The organism is Erythrobacter sp. SDW2, assembly GCF_021431965.1.
Lineage (GTDB): Bacteria > Pseudomonadota > Alphaproteobacteria > Sphingomonadales > Sphingomonadaceae > Parerythrobacter.
In genome coordinates this window covers 1,196,819-1,216,108 of the sequence record NZ_CP090370.1, presented here as the reverse complement: position 1 = coordinate 1,216,108, position 19,290 = coordinate 1,196,819, and the positions used below count along the sequence as shown (strand labels likewise).

The following is a 19,290-nucleotide window of genomic DNA, read 5'->3' as shown; positions in this document are numbered from 1 at the left end:
AATGTCTGTCTGGGGAGGACGAGGCGCGCTATGGCGAAGTGGACGGGCAATTGCAACGGGTTGGAACTGCGCGGCGGGGCGGCTAGAGGCGGTTGCAGATGCAACAAACCTCAGACTTTCTCGATGCGATCGACCAGGCCGGCATGACCGAGCAGGCGCTGGCGTGGAGCGCGATCAATTCCGGCACCGCCAACCTGGCAGGGCTGAAGACTGTTGCGGGTATGCTGGCCGACGCCTTTGCAGTGCTGCCCGGCGAAGTCTCGCTGGTCGACCCTGCCCCCGTCACCGCCATCAGCGCCGACGGCGAGGAGTTCGAGAAACCGCATGGCCAACACCTGGTTGTCCGGGTCCGGCCCGAAGCAGCGCGGCGGCTGTTGCTGACCGGGCACATGGACACGGTCTATCCGGTCGATCATCCGTTCCAGGCGAATAGCTGGCTCGACGACGACACCGTCAACGGACCCGGCACCGCCGACATGAAGGGCGGGATCGCGGTGATGCTGCATGCGCTCATGGCGCTGGAGCGGAGCGAGGCGGGCCAAGCGATCGGCTACGATGTGCTGATCAATTCGGACGAGGAAACCGGCTCGCTTTCCTCGGCGAAGCTGATCGAGGAACTGGCGGCCGGCAAATACGCGGCGCTGACCTATGAGCCCTCGGCCACGCCCGAAGGCAATCTCGCCCATGCGCGCGGGGGGACAGGCAATTATTCGCTGATCGTGCGCGGGCGCTCGGCCCATGCCGGCCGCAACCCGCAGGACGGCCGCAATGCCATCGTCGCCGCAGCCGCGCTGGCGCTGGGGCTCAAGGAACTCCAGACCGAGGACTGCCCGGTCAACCCGGCGCGAATCGAAGGCGGCGCGGCCAACAATGTCGTGCCCGACAATGCCGTGTTGCGCTTCAACATCCGCCCGAAAGAGCCGAGCGCGGGCGAGCGGTTCGAGGCCGGGCTCCACGCGCTGATGGGCGAGGTGCGACAGGCGCATGACGTCTCGGTCCACCTGCACGGCGGCGTTACCCGCCCGCCCAAGCCGGTCGATCGCCGCGCGCAGAAGCTGTTCGATCTGGTCCGCGATTGCGGCACCCGGCTGGGCCTCAGCATCGACTGGCAGGCGACCGGCGGGGTGTGCGACGGCAACAATATCGCCGCCTGCGGCGTCCCCGTGGTCGACACCATGGGCGTACGCGGCGGCAAGATCCATTCGCCGGAAGAATTCATGATCGTGTCCAGCCTCAGCGAGCGGGCGGCCTTGTCCGCGCTCGTCCTCCACCGGCTGGCGAGGGGAGAAGAGCTTTGAGTTTCCGCCTGCGCGCCGCGCATACCGACGATATCGAACCGCTCTATGAAATGGCTAAGCTGACGGGCGGCGGGTTCACCAACTTGCCGGCCGACCGCGATGCGCTCGCCGCCAAGCTGGCTCGGTCCGAGAAGGCCTTCACCAACGAAGATGACGAACTGTGCGACGAGCAATTCGTGCTGGTACTGGAGAACACAGAGACCGGCGCTGTGCGCGGGACTTGCCAGATGATGACCCAGGTGGGGCAGCGCTGGCCGTTCTACTCCTATCGCCTCAACACGCTGACGCAGTATTCCAAGGAACTCGACCGCACGGTGCGGGCCGAGTTGCTGAGCCTCGTCACCGACCTCGAGGGATCGAGCGAGGTCGGCGGGCTGTTCCTGCATCCCAACGAGCGCGCCGGCGGTCTCGGTTTGCTGCTGGCCCGCAGCCGCTACCTCTTCATCGCCATGCACCGGAGCCGCTTTGCCGACCGCATCCTGGCGGAGCTGCGCGGGATCATCGACGAGCGCGGCGGCTCGCCCTTCTGGGACGGGGTCGCGGGGCGTTTCTTCGGCATGACGTTCCAGGAAGCGGACTATTTCAACGCCATCAACGGCAACCAGTTCATCGCCGATCTGATGCCCAAACACCCGGTCTATGTCGCCATGCTGGACGAGGAAGCGACCAAGGTCATCGGCCTGCCCCACCCCACCGGCCGCGCGGCGATGCGGATGCTGGAGAACGAGAACTTCCGCTTCGACGGCTATGTCGACATCTTCGACGGCGGCCCGACCATGGTTGCGCGGACCGACGATGTGAAGAGCATCGCCCAGGCCCGGCCGGCGACGGTTTCCTACGCCGATCTCGACATCGGCGAACGCGCGATCATCGCCACCGGCACGCTGACCGGCTTCCGCAGCGCATTCGGCATGCGCGATTTCCAGGATGACGGGAGCGTGCATATCGACGCTCGCAGCGCTGCAGCACTGGGGGTAAAAGAAGGCGACGAAGTGTGGAGCGTGGCGCGGTGAATGGACTTCAATTCGTCATCCCAGCGAAAGCTGGGATCGCTCTCGCCAAGTCCGGAACTTGTGGCACGAGGCCCCGGATCAAGTCCGGGGCGACGAGGGCCATTGCATGACCCTGGTCGAAATCAACTTCGACGGCATTGTCGGCCCCTCGCACAATTACGCCGGGCTCAGCCTCGGCAATATCGCCAGCGCCAGCCACAAGGGCGATCCGTCCTATCCTCGCGCTGCCGCCTTGCAGGGCGTCGCCAAGATGCGCGGCAATATTGCGCGGGGTCTGGCGCAGGGATACCTGCTGCCCCTCCCTCGCCCTAACACCGAGACGCTGCGGCGGCTGGCGGTCGATCCCGCGCAAGACCGCGCGCTGCTGGCAGCCGCCTGGTCCGCCTCGAGCATGTGGACCGCCAATGCCGCCACCGTCAGCCCCGCGCCCGACACCGCCGACGGCAAGTGCCACCTGACCCCGGCCAACCTCGTCACCATGGTCCACCGGGCGCAGGAATGGCGCGACACCAAGGCGCAGCTCGACGTGGCCTTCGGCAACCGCGACCACTTTACCGTGCACGAGGCGGTGCCGCCCAGCTTCGGCGACGAAGGCGCGGCCAACCACATGCGCTTCTGCGAGGGGCATGGCGCAGCAGGCGTCGAAGTGTTCGTCTATGGCAAGCCAGGTGGCCGGTTCCCCGCGCGCCAGCACGAACAGGCCAGCCGCGCGGTTGCCCGGCTGCACGGGCTCGACCCGGCGCGCTGTGTCTTCATCGAGCAGAATCCCGCCGCGATCGAGGCGGGCGCGTTCCACAACGATGTCGTCTCCGTTGCCAACGAGCGGGTGCTGTTCACCCACCAGGAAGCCTTCGCCGACCGGCAAGGGGCCTATGCCGCGATCCGCGCCGTCTTCCCGGCGCTCGAAGTGGTCGAAGTGCCGTCGAGCGCGGTGAGCCTTGCCGAAGCGATCGAGACCTACCTGTTCAACGCCCAGTTGCTGACCCTGCCGGATGGCAGCATGGCGCTGGTGGTGCCAGAGGAATGCCGCGAGAGTGCCAGCGTGTGGAACTGGTGCGAGTCGATGCTCGTCGGCAACGGCCCGATCCGCCAGGTGATCCCGGTCGATGTGCACCAGTCGATGGCCAATGGCGGCGGCCCGGCCTGCCTGCGGCTGCGGGTGGTGGCCGATCCGGCGACGGTCGACCAACGCTTCATGCTGAGCGAAACCCGCGCAGAACTGCTCGAGCAGGTGATCGGGCGATACTGGCCAGAGCAGATCGATCCGTCCGATATCGGCTCGGAAGCGCTGGCGGAAACCGTGCGAACCGCTCGGTACAAGCTGCTGGAATCGCTGGACCTCACAATTCTGGGTTAACGCGCTTGCCGCCTAGTCGGCAGGCTTTACAATCTCTCTCATGTTAACCATCGCATCCCGCAGGGAACCGTGCTTGGCACGGCCTGTGCAGATACAAAGGTTAAGAAAAGAGAGGGTGCATGCTACGCAAGGTTGGCCGGTTGTTCGTGATCAAGAACCGCTTTGAGGCGTTCCTGATCATCTATGCGCTGGCCCTCGGCGCGATGGAGCGCGGCACCGCCTATCTGCACCAGTATCCGGGCTTTCCCGGCAAGATGCTGTTCTGGGCCTGTAGCGGCGCAGTGTTTCTGGCAGGGGCAAAGATCCTCGACGCGCTGCGCTTCGAACGCGAAAGGCGCGAGGCCGAGTCACTCCGACTAAAGTCAAACAAGGCTTGAAGCCCCGAGGGCACAAACTTTTCGACCGGATGTCTGGGGGCATGCACTACATGTCATCAACCGTGGCAGGTTGCGGCATCATGGCAGGAACCATTGTGCTGTGCATGGCTACGGTCGGCCTCGGAGAGTTGGTTGGCCGCTACTTTGTATCGCCACTACCGAGGATTTTAGGATGGCTCGGTGCAGCAGCACTATTTGTTGCTTTTATGCGGTTTGCTCGCCGACACAGTTAAATCGGCGTTAAGTGGAAATCGGGTGGGGGATTCTGTTGCTAGGCTCCCCCGGGCCCCCGGTATCCGTTCTGTTGCCCGGTCGGTCCAACCGCGCTTTAGCTTTGTAACTTCAGGGCGTTAGCCCGTCACATTACGCAGCGAGAGCGAGTGCTTCGTTATCGTTGGCACTTATGGTTTGTGAACAGTTTTACGGGTTACTCAGCCCGGGTGAAAACAACGTCTTTCAACACACGTCGATCCTGGTTCGGCCCCGTCAGGAACCCCCGAATGCTCAGGGGCTTTTGGTGGAGCCGCCGGGTACTGCCCCCGGGTCCGTTGTGCCTATTGCACGCCGCAATTTATCACCATAGCCCGCCGAAACGGGCCCGACCGATATAGGCGTTTCCGGATTAATGTGAAGTGAGCAGGTGCCATAACGGCTGCCGCAAAAGAAAAAGGGCGGACCCGCAGGCCCGCCCTCTTCCCAATCCAGCTTGAGGCTGGAAATTACATGCCGGTGGCGCCCTCTTCGGCGTCGGCCTGGTCTTCCAGTGCGTCAGCCTTGTTCTCCTGGGCATCCTGCTTGGCCTCGAGCGCGTCTTCCTGCGCTTCAGTCGGGGCTTCCTCGGCCATTTCCTCGGTCACGTCGGCCTGCTCTTCCATGGCATCGGCCTGGGCTTCGGTTTCCGTCTCGGCACCGGGGCCACAGGCGACGAGCGTCAGCGATGCGGCCGCAGCAGCGAACAAAGCGATTTTACGCATTTCAATCCCTCTCGTTAGAGTCTCTCAGCCTCGAAAATCGGACTGTGTACTCAAACCCCGGATCGGGCGAAGGTTCCTGAAAATGTCAAAATTATGTCCTGGCCTTGAGCGCGTCGCGGATTTCGACCAGCAGGTCGATCTCGCTCGGACCCGTCGGCGCGGCCTCTTCCTCGGCCGGCTTGGCGAATTGGGTTTCGACCTTTCTGGCATAGCGAACCAGCAGGAAGATGATGAAGGCGAGGATCAGGAAGTTGACGATCGTCGTCAGTAGCGCGCCGTAGCCGATCATCGCCGCGCCCGCTTCCTTGAGTGCCGCATAGTCGGTCAGCGATCCTCGATAGCCTTCCGGCGTGCTCAATAGGATGAAATAGCGCGAGAAATCAGCCCCGCCGAACAGATAGCCGACCAGCGGCATGATCACATCGTCGGTCAGCGATTTGACGATGGTGCTGAACGCAGCGCCGATAATGACCGCCACGGCCAGGTCGATGACATTGCCCTTGGCAATGAATTCCTTGAATTCCTTCAGCATGGCTGCACTCCCCTGGGGTGTCTCCTGCTGTGTGTCTGTCATGGCCTCGGGCAGTTGCCAAGGGTCCAGTCGGCCCATGCGAAGCCGCTTGATCCGGCCTCCAACTGTCCTATATTCGCAACACAGTATTTCTCTCGGGAGACGTCGATGAATCTTCACACCCTGTTTCGCTCGGCCCTGATCGGCCTGGGCGCGCTTTCGCTGGCCGCCTGCGGCATCAATTCCGTGCCGACGGCGGAAGAGAACGCCAAGGCAAAGTGGGCCGATGTCGAGGCGCAGTTCCAGCGCCGCGCCAACCTCGTCCCCAACCTCGCCGAAGTGGCCAAGGGCGCGGGCGAGAACGAACGCGCGATCCTGACCGAAGTGACCGAGGCCCGCGCCAAGGCGACCAGCGTCAATGTCACGGCCGAAGATCTGGGCGATGAAGCCAAGATGGAAGAATTCGCCGCCGCCCAGTCGCAGATGAGCGCCGGCATCGGCCGCCTGCTAGCGAGCTTTGAAGCCTATCCGAACATCCAGTCGACCCAGGCCTACCTGACGCTGCAGAGCCAGCTCGAAGGGACCGAGAACCGCATCGCCGTCGCCATCCGCGACTACAATGAGGCGGTGCGTCAGTACAACACCACCATCCGCACCTTCCCCGACAGCATCGGCGCCAATATCATTCACGGCGCCGAGCCGATGGTGCCTTACAAGGCCACGACCGAAGGCGCCGAGGAAGCGCCCAAGATCGACATGACCTCCGGCGAGTGAGCCGGACGAGTAACCCGATGCGTTCGATTGCGCTCGTCATCGCCGCCATTGCGGCGCTGCTGGCCGTTCCCGTCTCGGCGCAGGATTTCCCTGCGCTGAGCGGGCGGGTGGTGGATCAGGCCAACATCATTCCCGATGCCACCGAGGCGGAATTGACGGCAAAGCTCGAAACGCTCGAGCAGACCACGCAGCGGCAACTGGTGGTCGCGACGGTCGCCGACCTGCAAGGATACGATATCTCCGACTACGGCTACCGCTTGGGCCGCGCCTGGGGAATCGGCGATGCCGGGCGCAACGATGGCGCACTGCTGCTGGTCGCGCCCAATGATCGCAAGGTAAGGATCGAGGTCGGCTATGGTCTAGAAGGATATCTGACCGACGCGATCTCCTCGCTGATCATCAACAACGCCATCATCCCCCGCTTCAAGGAAGGCGATATGCCGGGCGGGATCGTGGCGGGAACCGATGCGATCATCGAGCAACTGCAGCTGCCACCCGAGGAAGCCGCCCAGATCGCCACCGAAGCTGCCCAAGCGCGAGAAAGCGACGGGGGATTTCCGGTCGGCGCGATCATCTGGGTCGCCTTCGCTTTCTTCTTTTTCATCCTGCCGATCGTTTCGGGCGGTGCCCGGCGCCGCAAATACCATAGCGGCCTGGGCCGGACCGTCGGCGACATCATCCTGTGGGAAGCCGGCACGGCCATCGCGCGATCGCTGGTCGACGGCGGTGGACGCGGCGGTGGCGGCTGGGGCGGAGGCGGTGGTTTCGGCGGCGGCGGAGGCTTTTCCGGCGGTGGCGGTTCGTTCGGGGGCGGCGGCGCCTCCGGGGGGTGGTGAGCCATGGCCTGGCTTGATGCAGCCCAGCACAAGATTGTCACCGACGCAGTGGCTGCGGCCGAGGATCATACCTCGGGCGAGATTGTCACGGTCATCGCCGACCGCTCGGACGGTTACTCCGATGTCGTGCTGGTGTGGGCCGTCGCCCTCGCCTTCACAGCGATGAGCCTGTTCGCGCTGTTGCCGCAACCCTTTATGGAACTGTGGGACAGCCTGACAGGGGGCTGGCGGCATGCCTGGACCACCGGCGAACTCGCCAGCATGACCATTGCGCTGGGCGTGATCGCCTTCGCGCTGAGCTGGCTGGCGCTGAGCTGGGACCCGCTGCGGTTCCTGTGTATTCCCGGCCCACTCAAGACCGCGCGGGTCCATGCCCAAGCGGTCAAGCATTTCAAGGTCGGCGCAGAGAGCCGCACCACCGGCAAGACCGGAATCCTGATCTATCTCTCGATGCGCGAGCACCGGGCCGAGATCGTCGCCGACGAACCGATTGCCAGGCTGGTCCCGGCAGAGGTGTGGGGCGAGGCGATGGCGGATATGCTGGTCGAAATCCGCAAGGGAGCCATCGCCGAGGGCATGGCGGCGGGCGTGCGCGATGTCGGCAAGGTGCTGAGCGAGCACTTTCCGCGCGGCGAGGATGACCATAACGAGTTGCCGGATCGCCTGATCGAGGTCTGATCCGCACATCTGCGCCCTTGACCCATTCGCCCTGAGCCTGTCGAAGGACCCGAGTGCGATGTGATGGGCTTCGACAAGCTCAGCCCGAACGGGATTAGATAATGAACCCTGATGCCAGCCTGCCCGAAGAAGTGATGTGGCAGGGCAAGTTCGTCACCATGAAGCGCCGCGGGCGGTGGGAATATGCCAGCCGTTCGCGCGGGATCCGCGCCGCCGCGATCATCGCCATCGATGACGAGGGCCATGTCCTGCTGGTCGAGCAATACCGCATTCCGCTGGGCACGGTCACGCTGGAGATTCCCGCCGGGCTGATCGGCGACCACGACGGGGCGGAAGACGAGGACGCCATCGAGGCCGCCATCCGCGAGCTTGAGGAAGAGACCGGCTACACCGCACAAAGCATCGAGGTAATCGGCGACTTCTATTCCAGCCCCGGCATGGTCAGCGAAAGCTTCACTCTGATGCGAGCCCGCGGGCTGACCAAAGTCGGCCCCGGTGGCGGGACCGAGGGCGAGAACATCACCGTCCACCGCGTCCCGCTGAGCGAGTTGTCGCAATTCGTTGCAGATTGGCGCGCAAGGGGGCACGGGGTGGATGTGCGGATCGCCATGCTGATGGCACCGAATTTTCTGGGAGAGGACATCAAATGACCGGACGTGTTGCAGGAAAAATGGCGCTGGTTACCGGCGCGGCACAGGGCCTGGGCGCGGCGCATTGCCATCATCTGGCAGCCGAAGGGGCGAAAGTGCTGTGCACCGATGTCAACGGGGCGGGCGCAGCCGAGACCGCCGCTGCCATTAACGCCGCTTATGGGCAAGGAACCGCCTTCTCGATCCAGCACGATGTGACCGACCGGGCGCAGTGGGACGCCGCCGTGGCGCTGGCACGCGAGGCGATGGGCGGGCTCAATGTCCTCGTCAACAATGCCGGGATCGGCGTCGGCGGCAATATCGAGACCTGCAAGTTCGATGACTGGAAGCGCTGCTTCGCGATCAATGTCGATGGCATCTTCCACGGTTGCCAGGCAGCCCTGCCGCTGATGCGCGAACATGCGCCGGGTTCGATCATCAATATCTCGAGCATCGCCGGGCTGATCGCCAGCGACACCATGCCGGCCTACAACGCCTCCAAGGCTTCGGTGTGGATGCTGACCAAGTCGATCGCGCTGCACTGTGCGAAGAACAACATGCAGATCCGCTGCAATTCGGTCCATCCGACGTTCGTCGATACGCCGATCCTCGACGGGACCGCGCGCAATCACAATCTCGACAAGGGCGTGCTGCTGGAAAAGCTGGCGCGGCAGATACCGCTGAAATTCGTCGGCGAGCCGAGCGATATCGCCAATGCGGTGCTCTATCTCGCCAGCGACGAAAGCCGCTTCATGACCGGGGCGGAGCTCAAGCTCGACGGCGGTATCTCGGCCATGTGACGAAGGAGGTTCCTGCTCCTTCGTCATCCCAGCGAAAGCTGGGATCGGTTTCAAACAGGTTCCACCCGGTGGATGGAGATCCCAGCCTTCGCTGGGATGACGGCCCCCTTTCGGGGGTCCGTCAATCGGCAATCAAAGCGATCGCGGCGTAGATCAGGATCGGCGCGCCCACACCCAGGATCACGGCACCGGCAAAACCGATCCGGACCAGCATCGGGTCGATGCCGAAGTAGTTGGCGATCCCGGCGCAAACGCCCCAGATCTTGCCGTTGCTGCGGTCGAGCCGGAAGCTCTTGGCCGGCGGGCCGCTGCGGTTGTTCGAAAGCTGGTTCATGCGATAACTCCTGCGGGGCTACCCGGGATGATGGCGAAAGCCATCACCAGCGAGGAAATTGCGAGGGCCGAGAGGGCTGCGAAGAGGCGGCTGCCGGCGTTGTTGAGATCGAACATGGGGGTGTTCCTTGCGTCGGGGGTTACTGCCTGGGGATCAGGCAACCAGCATCGGGCTGGCGGGGACGATCGCGGTCGCGAAAGCAACAGCCGAAAGGGCAACTGCGAAAGCGGCGGCGAAGAAGCGGTTGGCGGCAAATTCGAACGTCATGGTCTGTGTTTCCTTCTGTGTTTCTGTCAGAGCGGGGCCATCCCGCTGGACGAACGAAGTAATGCATGAGGTGTGCCAGTTTCAGAAAATGACGGAATTCTGCCGTTTTCGCGTGAAACCTCGGATTACAAGCTGTTCACCGAAGCGAAAGGTTGGGGTTTTTTCCCAATTGGTGGGATTAGGCTTTTTCGTGGAAGTGAAACGCGCTCCAAGCTAGGCGCTAGATGGTCCATGGCGCTCGATCGCATCACCCTGTCCGACTTCCGCAACCACGCGCGTTCCCGCCTCGACGGGGCCGCGCGGTTCAACTTGCTGGTGGGAGAGAACGGCGCGGGCAAGACCAACATCCTCGAAGCCATTTCGTTGCTCGCGCCCGGTCGCGGCCTGCGCCGTGCCGCCCTGCCCGAAATCGGGCGCAACGGAGCTCCGGGAGGCTTCACGGTCGGTGCGAGTCTCACGCCCGCCGATGGTGGCGAGCCGGTGCAACTGGGCACCACGGTCGATCCGGCGCGGCCCGGGAGAAGGCGGGTGCGGATCAATGCGGCAGAGGCCAGCGCGGTCTCGCTCGGCGAATGGCTCGCGGTCGGCTGGCTGACCCCGGCAATGGACGGCATCTTCATGGGCGCGGCGGGCGACCGGCGGCGTTTCGTCGACCGCATGGCGCTGGCGCTCGATCCCGCCCACGCGCATAATGCCACCCGCTACGAAGCGGCACTGCGCGAACGGAACCGGTTGCTGGCGGACGAACGCGAGCCCGAAGCGGCATGGCTCGACGGGGTCGAATCGCACCTTGGCCGCTATGGCAGCGCGCTGGCGCAAGGCCGTGCGCGGCTTGTCGAGGCGCTGTCAGCGACGCTGGCGGATCACCCCGACGAACCCTTCGCCCGCCCGTTGCTCGCCATCGAAACTGCCTCGCCTTCGAACGAAGCAAGCCTGCGCGAAGCCCTTCGCGCCAACCGCCGGCAGGATCGCCGCGCCGGGCGCACGCTGGTCGGACCGCATCGCGATGACTTCAGCGTAACCATGGCGGGCAAGCAGGCCCCGGCCGCCACCTGCTCGACCGGCGAGCAGAAGGCCATGCTGATCGCTATCACCCTCGCCCACGGCGCGCTCGCGGCCCAAGGCCGCCCGAGCATTCTGCTGCTCGACGAAGTCGCCGCGCATCTCGACCCCCTCCGCCGCGAGGCGTTGTTCGAACGGTTGCGGGAAACCGGCGCGCAGGTCTGGATGACAGGGACCGAGCTTTCCCCGTTCACCGCCATCGAAGGCGAGGCTGCGGTCTGGCGCGTCAGCGGCGGCGAGCTGGAGCGGCTAAGCTAGCTCTTCGGTAGCGCCGCGATCACTTCGTCCACCGTATCGCCGACCAGCACTTCTATGCCCTTTTCGGTCGGGTGCACCCGGTCGCTCTGGATCAGTTCGGGCTTGTCCGCCACCGCTTCGACCCAGAAGGGGATGAAATCGACCCCGTACTGCTTGGCGAGGTCGGCATAAGCGGCCTTGAACTCCTCGGCATATCGGGGTCCCACATTGGGCGGGGCTTGCATCCCCATCAGCAGCACGTCGATCCCTTCGCGCTGTGCCTTGGTGATGATGTCGCGTAGGTTTTCCTTCACTTGCTCCGTCGAAAGCCCACGCAGCAAGTCGTTGCCGCCCAGTTCCAGGATCAGCAGGTCGGGCGTCCGCTCCATAGACTTGAGCGTGAAGTCGAACCTTTGTGCCCCCGCCGCACTGGTATCGCCCGAAACCCCGGCGTTGGTCACCCGCGCATTGATGCCCCGGGCGCGCAGGGCGGCTTCCAGCTTGGCGGGATAGCTGTCCTCCTTGGCGACGTTGTACCCGGCGAAGAGGCTGTCGCCGAAGGCCAGGATATGCCGTTCGGGACCCATCACCGGCACCTCACCCACAGCCTCGGCTGCGGCCTCTGTCGCCACAGGAGCAGCTGCTTCAGGAGCCTCCGACCCGCAGGAAACCAGCATCAACGCCAGCGGCGCCATCGACAAACGACTTAGGGCTTTCGCCCACCTTACTTGTTCCATGGGTTTGCCTATGCCATCGGATTATTGTGACTGATACCCCCAACACGCCTTCGCCCGCATCGGGTTCCGTAGGCCTCGCCATTTCCGCCCGCAATCTCACCCTGACGCTCGGCCAGGACAAGCATCCGGTCGAGATCCTCAAGGGGATCGACCTCGATGTGAAGCGGGGCGAGGTGCTGGCGCTGCTCGGTCCGTCGGGTTCGGGCAAGAGCTCGCTGATGGCGGTGCTCTCCGGCCTCGAACGTGCTACCTCGGGCACGTTGCAGGTCGGCGGGGCCGATTTCGGCGGTATGGACGAGGACGGCCTTGCCCGCGCCCGCCGTGGCCGCATCGGCATCGTGCTACAGGCTTTCCACCTGCTACCGACCATGACCGCGACGGAGAATGTCGCCACCCCGATGGAACTGGCCGGCGCTAGCGATGTCCGCTCTCGCGCCAAGGCGGAGCTGGAGGCGGTCGGCCTCGGCCACCGGCTCGACCATTACCCGACCCAGCTTTCCGGCGGCGAGCAGCAACGCGTCGCCATCGCCCGCGCCACCGCGCCGCGCCCGACGCTGATCTTCGCCGACGAGCCGACCGGCAATCTCGACGCCGCGACGGGCGCCGAGATCATCGACATGCTGTTCGCGCGCCGCGCCGAGACCGGGGCGACGCTGGTGATCATCACCCATGATCCGAGCCTGGCCGAACGCTGCGACCGCATCATCACCCTAGCCGACGGCAAGATTGCGAGCGACACCGCCGCATGAGCCATACGATCCCCTGGGGCACCGCTTGGACACTGGCGCGGCGGGAGCTGTCACTGCGCTTCAAGGGGCTACGGCTTCTGCTGGTGTGCCTGTTCCTCGGCACCGGGGCGCTGGCCGCCATCGGCACGCTGACCGCGGCAATCGAACGGGAACTGGCCAATCGCGGGCAAGAACTCCTCGGCGGCGACCTTGAAGTCGAGATCTGGCAGCGCAGCCCCAACGAGGAGGAGCTGGCCGCGCTCAAGGTGCTGGGCGAAGTCTCGCAGGGCACCCGCATGCAGGTCGTCGCCCGCAAGGGCGAACGGACCGCGCCCGTCGGTTTGAAAGCCGTCGAAGACAATTACCCGCTGTATGGCAAGCTGACCCTGACCGACGGCCGTACCGTCGGCCCGCCGCCCGCGGGCGAGGCATGGGTCGGCCAGGGGGCGATGGACCGGCTCGACATGCAAGTCGGCGACACATTCGAGCTGGGCACGCTGACGCTGAAGGCGGCCGGCGTGATCGAGGATGAGCCGGACAAGCTCTCCGAAGGCTTCCAGCTTGGCCCCACGGTCATCACCAATCTGCAGACGCCTTATGACGCCGGGCTGATCCAGCCAGGCGCGATGTACCAGTCGAAAACCCGTATCGCCTTCGCCAATCCGGCCACAAATCCGGAAACGGCGCAGGAGCAGCTGACCGAGCGCTTTCCGCTCGCCGGGTTCGACTTCCGCGACCGTGACCGCGCCAGCCCCGGGGCCGACCGGTTTGTCGGGCGGATGGGCGAGTTCCTGACGCTGGTCGGCCTTGCTGCGCTGGTCATTGCCGGGATCGGCATCGGCGGCGGTGTGTCATCCTATCTCGAAGCACGGCGTTCGAGCATCGCCACGCTCAAGGTGCTGGGCGCGACCAGCGGCGATATCGCCCGCATCTATGCGTTGCAGATCGGGCTGGCGGCGCTGGTCGGCAGTGTCGCCGGACTGATAGTCGGGCTGGCGGTCACCCCGCTGCTGGGTGTGGCGCTGCAAGGGCTGCTGCCTGTCCAGAGCGGCTTCACTTTCGAACCATTGGCCCTGCTGCTGGCGAGCGGCTACGGCCTGCTGGTGGCACTGGTCTTCGCCGCCACGCCGCTGCTACGCGCCCGGCGCTTTCCTGCCATGGCGCTGATGCGATCACGCGTGACGCCCCTCGCCCGCGATAGGACCGCGTTCCTGTGGGTCGGTGGTGGCCTCGCCGGCATCGTCGCGCTCGCTCTGCTCACTTCGCGTCAGCCACTGCTGGCCGGGGGATTCCTGGCTGGCGCAGCCGCCATGCTGGCGGTGCTGGCGCTGCTCGGCTGGTCGATCCGTAAAGTATCGGCCAGGGTCGGTCGGCCCGCCAATCCCCTGATCCGCAACGCCCTCGCCAACCTCAGCCGCCCTGGCACCTCGACCGGTGCGCTGGTGACCGCGCTCGGCTTCGGCCTCAGCGCCTTCGTCCTGCTGGCGGCGATCCAGACCTCGATCGACGGCAATATCCAGAGCCGGGTGCCGCAGGAGGCCCCCGACTATTTCGTGCTCGACATCCCGCGCGACCGTATCGGCGAATTCGAACAGATCGTCTGGGCGCAGGACGACAAGGCGATGATCCGCGCGCTACCCGCCATGCGTGGTTCGATCATCGCCTATGGGCCCAAGGACGATATGACCCGTGTTGCCGAGCTCGAGGAGATTCCCGACGGTGCCTGGGCGCTGCGGGGCGAACGCGGCCTGACCTATGCCGACGAAGTTCCGGAGGGCAACACCATCGTCGACGGCGAATGGTGGGGGCCGTTCTACGAAGGCGAGCCCGCGGTCTCGGTCGATGTCGAACTTGCCGACGCCATCGGCCTCAGGCCCGGCGATTACCTGACCATCGCCCTGCTCGGGGTCGAGCGGACCATGCGCGTCGCCAACACACGGCAAATCGACTGGGAGAGCATGGGATTCAATTATGCGCTGGTGTTCAGCCGCAACGCCATCGCCGATGCCCCGCACAATTATGCCGCGACGATCGAGTTCAAGGGCGACACGCCCACGGGGCCGCTGTTGCGCGAGCTGGTGCAGGCTTTCCCTTCCAGTTCGGTGATCGAGGTCGGCCAGGTGCTCGTTCAGGCGCGCACGATCCTGTCGCAAGTCGGCGTTGCAACGCTGGCGGCGGCCTCCGTGGCGGTACTGGCCGGCCTCGCCGTACTGCTCGGCGCGATTGCCGCCGCCCGCGCGGCGCGGACTTATGACACTGTCGTGCTGCGGGTACTGGGCGCGAGCCGGGGACAGATCCTTACTATGCAACTGGTCGAGTATTTGCTGCTGGCAGCGGTGTTGGCGGTGTTGGCGCTCGCAATCGGCAGCGGCCTGGCATGGCTGGTGATCACCCAGCTGTTCGAGTTCGACTGGCTCCCTGACTGGGCCACCGTGCTCGCCGTGCTCGGTGCGGGGCTGGTGCTGGTGGTCACCTTCGCGCTGGCCGGGTCGCTACCGCTGCTGCGGGCGAAACCGGCACAGGCGCTGAGGACGCTTTAGAACCTAGCCGAAAACTTCCTCCAGATCGTCACCCTTGGGGTCGGGGCCGAAGCGATTGGGACCTGTGGTGCCGGGCAGAAGCATGAGGACAAAAAAGGCCAGCCACACGAAAATGCCGATCAGCGGGAGCAGGCCGGCAACGACCGCGCCCAGATACCACCAGCCCGACATGTCGCGGTCATGCAAACGGCGAACCGTTACCGCGATTCCGGGAATGAAGGCAGCAAGAACAAATAGGCCGTAGACGCCGACAAGGACCATTGCCAGCGGGCTGCCGGAGAAGTCGCTATTAAAGGCAGCCGATGCCTGAAAGCCGCCGTCGCCCGAGATCATTTCGGATTCTCCAGCGCCCGGCGCCACGGCCATGGCGAGGCCGACGGTCGCCACGGCCACCAGGAAACCCAGCAGCGAAAACATCCAGAATTCCATGCGGCGCGACCGGCCGCCGAAATCGGCATAACGTTTGAATGGCAACAGCATCCAGTGCATTTCAGGCTCCCCATTAAAAGCGGATGCCAAGTGGCAATAGATTGCGGGCCGTATCAAGCGAAATCGCTTCGACGCAAAGAAAAGGGGGCCGAGCGGCCCCCTTCCCACATTCAGATATTTGGCGTCGTTGCCCGCTCCATCCCCTGGAGCGGGCCGTGACGATCCTGTGATCAGAACTTGAAGCGGACGAGGCCGCCCCAGGTGCGCGGTGCGCTCGGGTAACCCGAGACCGTGCCAGCCTGCGCCACGCCGTCGAAGACCGTAATGATATACTGGTCGTCGAGCAGGTTGCGGGCATAGACGCCCAGTTCGATGCCATTCTCCATGGCGAAGGTCATCGACGCGTTCACCAGGTTCACTTCGCGGCGGAAGATCTGGGTGTTGCCCAGGGCCGCGTTGAAGGTTGGCAGGCCGTTGTTGATGTCGGTGTTGCTCTCGTGGCTGTAGTCCACGCGGGTGATCAGGCGATTGCCGCTGTCACCGAATTCGTGGGTATAGGTCGCCGAAGTCGCGATGTTGAACTCGGGGATGCCGCCCGGACGCAGGCCCGACAGATCGCCCACCGGGCTTTCCGTGAAGCTGTCGAACAGCGGGTCGAGATAGGTCATCGCGAAGGTGAAGACCAGGCCATCGGTCGGCTGGATGCGGGTGTCGAGTTCGAAGCCCGTCACCGACTGTTCACCGGCGTTGTTGAGCTGGAAGCCCGTGCCGGTGAACAGGAACGACTGGAAGCCTTTCAGCGTCTGGTCGAACAGCGCCAGATTGACGCTGAGCCCGTCCCACTGGCCCTTGAAGCCCAGTTCCCACACTTCGGCATTTTCCGGGCCGGCAAAGCGCGAACCGGTGGTCAGGTTCGGCACGATCAGACCCGCGTCGGTGATCGGCGACGACGGAGCGAGGAAGGTCGAACGACGCGGCCCCGGAGTGAAGTCGACTGCCGAAGGGCGGCTGTCGCGCGACAGGTTGACCGAACTCGCCTTGAAGCCGGTGGCATAGCTGAAATAGGCGTTGATGTTGTCGTTGAACTGATAGGCCGCCCGCAGCGTGTAGCTGAGATCGTCGTCCCGGGTCTTGCCATTCTCGACCGCGTTAGGAGTGTTGAGGAACGGCGGCTGGAACTGGAACGGAGCCAGAGCCAGCAGCGGATTGACGCCGGGATTGGTCGCAGCGGCAGCCAATGCCTGCTGGGTCGCGAGCGGCAGCGCCCGGAACTGGGCGCGGGTGGTCACCGTGCCGCCGGTCGCGCCGGTGATGAAGGCATCGACCAGATTGATGTTGGCCAGTTCGTCAAAGGCCACGCCGCTGAGAGCGAAGTCCTTCTTGTCGTCGGTGTAGTTGAACCCGCCGGTAAGGACGAGGCCTTCGAACGGCTCGAAATCGACCGTCCCGAAGACCGACCACGACTGGTTGTCCATCGAATAGACTTCGCTGGTCAGCAGGCCGGGCGAGAAGATGCTGTTCTGCGGCAGACCCAGCGCGGCCTCGACCCCGTTGAAGACCAGCGGATTGCCGGCCAGCAGCGAGAAGAACGGCCGCGCCTGCGGGCCGGTGGTCAGCGCGCTGTTCTGCGTGACGCTTTCGTCAAAGAAGAAGCCGCCAAGCAGGAAGTTAAGCGGGCCGTCGAAGTCCGAAGTCAGCCGGAGTTCCTGAGTGAAGGTTTCGACCTGCTGGTCGCGCACTTCGCTGACGATATCCGCGCTGGTGAAATCGACGTCCTGGTCGACAAAGTTCTTCAGTTCGCGGTAGGCGGTGATCGAAGTCAGCGACAATGCGCCGAATTCCAGATCGGCCTGGACCGAACCACCGTAGTTCTCGACTTCGTTGACCGGAACCTTGTTGAGGAAGATGTCGTAGCTGAAGAAATCGGTGCTGAGCGCGCCGCCGACAGCGAACACCGCCGGGGCGGTCGGGCCGGCCACCAGCGTACTGACAACGCAGCAGGCTTCATCGATCTTCGAATAGTCGGCAATCGCACGAATGCGCAGCGAGTCCGACGGTTCGAACAGCAGCTGGCCTCGCGCAGTGTAGCGGTTGCGATCGTTGATGTCGGCATTGTTGAGGTTGACGATACGGCCGTAACCGTCGCGCTTGTTATAGCTGCCGTCGAGGGCGAAGGCGACCGTATCGGTAATCGGACCAGTGATGTCGCCCTTGAGACGGATGTCGTTGAATTCGCCGTAGCCAGCTTCGATCGAGCCGCCGAACTGGAACTGCGGGGCGCGGGTGATGACGGAGATCACCCCGGCCGACGCGTTCTTGCCGAACAGGGTCGACTGCGGTCCGTTCAGAACTTCGATGCGCTGGACGTTGGCAAGGTCGTTGAGCGACGAGGCCGAACGCGAGCGGAACACCCCGTCGATGAACACGCCGACCGACGGTTCGATGCCGAAGTTGTTGTCGCCGTTGCCGAAGCCGCGAATGATGAAGGTCGAGGACGAGGAGTTCTGCAGCTGGCTGACGCGCAGCGACGGAGCGACTGTTTGCAAGTCGAGCACGTCGCGGATCTGCGCCTGCTCCAGCGTTTCGCCGCTGGTCACGGAAACCGAGATCGGGGTTTCCTGCAGCGTCTGTTCGCGCTTGGTCGCGGTCACGACGATAATGTTGCTGTCGACGGCTTCGGTGCCGTCCTCAACCGGCTCTTCGGCGTCCTGCGCGAAAGCGGTGGTCGGGGCGATAGCAATCGTGGCGGCACCGGCCAGCAGGGCGAGGCGCGTGGTAGCGCCGCCTGCAAAAGCAGTAAACTTCATGAAGGTCGTTCCTCTTCCTGAGCCGTCGCGGGGGTTTTTGGAGTGGGGACGCTACGGCTAAGTTACGCGATTACTTGGCATGCGGGCGTCCCTCAAGCGACGAAGGGAATTGCAGAATATCTCCGTGCGAGTTGTTGCAGTGCGGTCACACACGGTGCCCCGGCAAATCCGTGTCCCTGAGTATCCTTTGGCCCGGATGCGGCAATGAATGACCAAGGGATACAAACCACCCCGGATTGACGGCATTGTATAGTATTGTCGGCTTGCTATTGTGTGGTGATCGGGGGTGGGGAATGATGACACCTTATCAAAAACGCGTCGCCGCTTGGATAGCAGTCGGCCTGCTGGCGTTGGCCGTCGCCTATGCCATTGCACTGGCGGCATCGGCAGCCAATGGCAGCTATCTGGTCCCGGCAGGAACCGGCGAGGATGTGGGCTTGAGCAGGCTCTGGCGTTCGGCTGCATTCTTCATGAGAAACGGGGCCTTGGCGACGACCGTCTTCGCCGCCTTCCTGACCGTGGTCTCGGTTGCAGTCGCCAAGGTGACAGAAGTCCACTCTCGGCAATGGGAAATCGCAGCGATCAGTATCCTGTGCCTGACCGGCATCGGAGCTGCCACGATGGCGATGATCGAAGTCAGCCAGCCCGCAGTTGGCGACCAGACGTCCCCGGTGGTCTTGCTCGACTATTACGGCGAATTCGGACCGGTCTCGGCGGAAGTGTCGGAGCGTTGGGTGAACAGCTTTTTCGGCAGCTTGATCGGCTGGTTCGGTGGCTTTCTTGCGGCGGTGCTGGGCATCAGCCTGATGGACAAGAAGGGCACCCTGCACGACCTGGTCGATCGGAACTAGGGCGGGGACTGGGCGGATGCGGGGCAATGCGAGCGAACTGACGATGCACAC

At 64.2% G+C, this 19,290-nt stretch carries 20 protein-coding genes and 1 other RNA gene; 13 read left to right on the top strand and 8 right to left on the bottom strand.

Going from position 1 to position 19,290, the window contains the following annotated elements:
- Positions 1-98: 98 nt before the first annotated feature.
- From LY632_RS05865 to LY632_RS05850, 4 genes are all read left to right on the top strand, one after another.
- Positions 99-1,298, top strand: a complete 1,200-nt coding sequence (locus LY632_RS05865; RefSeq protein ID WP_234092868.1) for a hydrolase — start codon at positions 99-101, stop codon at positions 1,296-1,298.
- Positions 1,295-2,311 carry an arginine N-succinyltransferase gene (locus LY632_RS05860; protein WP_234092867.1) on the top strand — a complete coding sequence of 339 codons (1,017 nt, stop codon included), beginning with the start codon at positions 1,295-1,297 and terminating at the stop codon, positions 2,309-2,311. Before LY632_RS05865 ends, LY632_RS05860 begins: the two co-directional genes overlap by 4 nt.
- Before the next feature lie 106 nt (positions 2,312-2,417).
- The gene (locus LY632_RS05855) at positions 2,418-3,668 is read left to right on the top strand and encodes an N-succinylarginine dihydrolase (protein ID WP_234092866.1); all 1,251 of its coding nucleotides are present in this window, start codon (positions 2,418-2,420) and stop codon (positions 3,666-3,668) included.
- A gap of 119 nt (positions 3,669-3,787) precedes the next feature.
- Positions 3,788-4,045 carry a hypothetical protein gene (locus LY632_RS05850; protein ID WP_234092865.1) on the top strand — a complete coding sequence of 86 codons (258 nt, stop codon included), beginning with the start codon at positions 3,788-3,790 and terminating at the stop codon, positions 4,043-4,045.
- A 291-nt stretch (positions 4,046-4,336) separates the two neighbouring features.
- Here the strand turns inward: LY632_RS05850 and ssrA are convergent.
- The 3 genes from ssrA to mscL form a co-directional block, all read right to left on the bottom strand.
- Positions 4,337-4,681, bottom strand: a transfer-messenger RNA (tmRNA) gene (ssrA, locus tag LY632_RS05845).
- 83 nt (positions 4,682-4,764) lie between these two features.
- Complete coding sequence (locus tag LY632_RS05840) at positions 4,765-5,019, bottom strand: hypothetical protein (protein ID WP_234092864.1); 255 nt, start codon at positions 5,017-5,019, stop codon at positions 4,765-4,767.
- 91 nt (positions 5,020-5,110) lie between these two features.
- Positions 5,111-5,551: a large conductance mechanosensitive channel protein MscL gene (gene mscL, locus LY632_RS05835; protein ID WP_234092863.1), complete on the bottom strand. Its 441-nt coding sequence runs from the start codon at positions 5,549-5,551 to the stop codon at positions 5,111-5,113.
- Positions 5,552-5,698: 147 nt separating this feature from the next.
- Between mscL and LY632_RS05830 the strand changes: the two genes are divergently transcribed.
- The 5 genes from LY632_RS05830 to LY632_RS05810 all read left to right on the top strand — a co-directional run bounded on the left by LY632_RS05830 (position 5,699) and on the right by LY632_RS05810 (position 9,247).
- The gene (locus LY632_RS05830) at positions 5,699-6,304 is read left to right on the top strand and encodes a LemA family protein (RefSeq protein ID WP_234092862.1); all 606 of its coding nucleotides are present in this window, start codon (positions 5,699-5,701) and stop codon (positions 6,302-6,304) included.
- A 17-nt stretch (positions 6,305-6,321) separates the two neighbouring features.
- The gene (locus LY632_RS05825) at positions 6,322-7,140 is read left to right on the top strand and encodes a YgcG family protein (protein WP_234092861.1); all 819 of its coding nucleotides are present in this window, start codon (positions 6,322-6,324) and stop codon (positions 7,138-7,140) included.
- 3 nt (positions 7,141-7,143) lie between these two features.
- The gene (locus LY632_RS05820; protein ID WP_234092860.1) at positions 7,144-7,818 is read left to right on the top strand and encodes a TPM domain-containing protein; all 675 of its coding nucleotides are present in this window, start codon (positions 7,144-7,146) and stop codon (positions 7,816-7,818) included.
- Between the two features lie 101 nt (positions 7,819-7,919).
- The gene (locus tag LY632_RS05815) at positions 7,920-8,468 is read left to right on the top strand and encodes an NUDIX hydrolase (RefSeq protein WP_234092859.1); all 549 of its coding nucleotides are present in this window, start codon (positions 7,920-7,922) and stop codon (positions 8,466-8,468) included.
- Positions 8,465-9,247 carry an SDR family oxidoreductase gene (locus LY632_RS05810; protein WP_234092858.1) on the top strand — a complete coding sequence of 261 codons (783 nt, stop codon included), beginning with the start codon at positions 8,465-8,467 and terminating at the stop codon, positions 9,245-9,247. Before LY632_RS05815 ends, LY632_RS05810 begins: the two co-directional genes overlap by 4 nt.
- 121 nt (positions 9,248-9,368) lie before the next feature.
- Here the strand turns inward: LY632_RS05810 and LY632_RS05805 are convergent, their stop codons facing one another.
- Both LY632_RS05805 and LY632_RS05800 read right to left on the bottom strand, forming a co-directional pair.
- Positions 9,369-9,581, bottom strand: a complete 213-nt coding sequence (locus LY632_RS05805) for a PspC domain-containing protein (protein WP_234092857.1) — start codon at positions 9,579-9,581, stop codon at positions 9,369-9,371.
- Entirely contained in the window at positions 9,578-9,697 is a 120-nt protein-coding gene (locus LY632_RS05800; RefSeq protein ID WP_234092856.1) for a recombination protein F, read from the bottom strand. The genes LY632_RS05805 and LY632_RS05800 overlap by 4 nt, the downstream gene beginning before the upstream one ends.
- Positions 9,698-10,079: 382 nt before the next feature.
- On the opposite strand from LY632_RS05800, the gene recF reads away from it, so the two are divergent.
- On the top strand, positions 10,080-11,168 hold the full coding sequence (gene recF / locus LY632_RS05790) for a DNA replication/repair protein RecF (RefSeq protein ID WP_234092854.1): 1,089 nt from the start codon (positions 10,080-10,082) through the stop codon (positions 11,166-11,168).
- Here recF and LY632_RS05785 read toward each other — a convergent pair.
- The gene (locus LY632_RS05785) at positions 11,165-11,842 is read right to left on the bottom strand and encodes an arylesterase (protein WP_234092853.1); all 678 of its coding nucleotides are present in this window, start codon (positions 11,840-11,842) and stop codon (positions 11,165-11,167) included. The two genes, recF and LY632_RS05785, sit on opposite strands and share 4 nt — an antisense overlap.
- A 68-nt stretch (positions 11,843-11,910) precedes the next feature.
- Between LY632_RS05785 and LY632_RS05780 the strand changes: the two genes are divergently transcribed.
- A complete protein-coding gene (locus tag LY632_RS05780; protein WP_234092852.1) occupies positions 11,911-12,633 on the top strand; it encodes an ABC transporter ATP-binding protein in 723 nt (240 codons plus the stop codon).
- The gene (locus LY632_RS05775; RefSeq protein WP_234092851.1) at positions 12,630-15,152 is read left to right on the top strand and encodes an ABC transporter permease; all 2,523 of its coding nucleotides are present in this window, start codon (positions 12,630-12,632) and stop codon (positions 15,150-15,152) included. Before LY632_RS05780 ends, LY632_RS05775 begins: the two co-directional genes overlap by 4 nt.
- A gap of 3 nt (positions 15,153-15,155) precedes the next feature.
- Here the strand turns inward: LY632_RS05775 and LY632_RS05770 are convergent, their stop codons facing one another.
- Together LY632_RS05770 and LY632_RS05765 are read right to left on the bottom strand one after the other, a co-directional pair.
- A complete protein-coding gene (locus LY632_RS05770) occupies positions 15,156-15,641 on the bottom strand; it encodes a DUF805 domain-containing protein (protein WP_234092850.1) in 486 nt (161 codons plus the stop codon).
- 170 nt (positions 15,642-15,811) lie between these two features.
- The gene (locus tag LY632_RS05765) at positions 15,812-18,388 is read right to left on the bottom strand and encodes a TonB-dependent receptor (RefSeq protein ID WP_234092849.1); all 2,577 of its coding nucleotides are present in this window, start codon (positions 18,386-18,388) and stop codon (positions 15,812-15,814) included.
- A gap of 293 nt (positions 18,389-18,681) precedes the next feature.
- Here LY632_RS05765 and LY632_RS05760 point away from each other — a divergent pair, with 293 nt between their 5' ends.
- Complete coding sequence (locus LY632_RS05760) at positions 18,682-19,239, top strand: hypothetical protein (RefSeq protein WP_234092848.1); 558 nt, start codon at positions 18,682-18,684, stop codon at positions 19,237-19,239.
- The last annotated feature ends 51 nt before the right edge of the window (positions 19,240-19,290 follow it).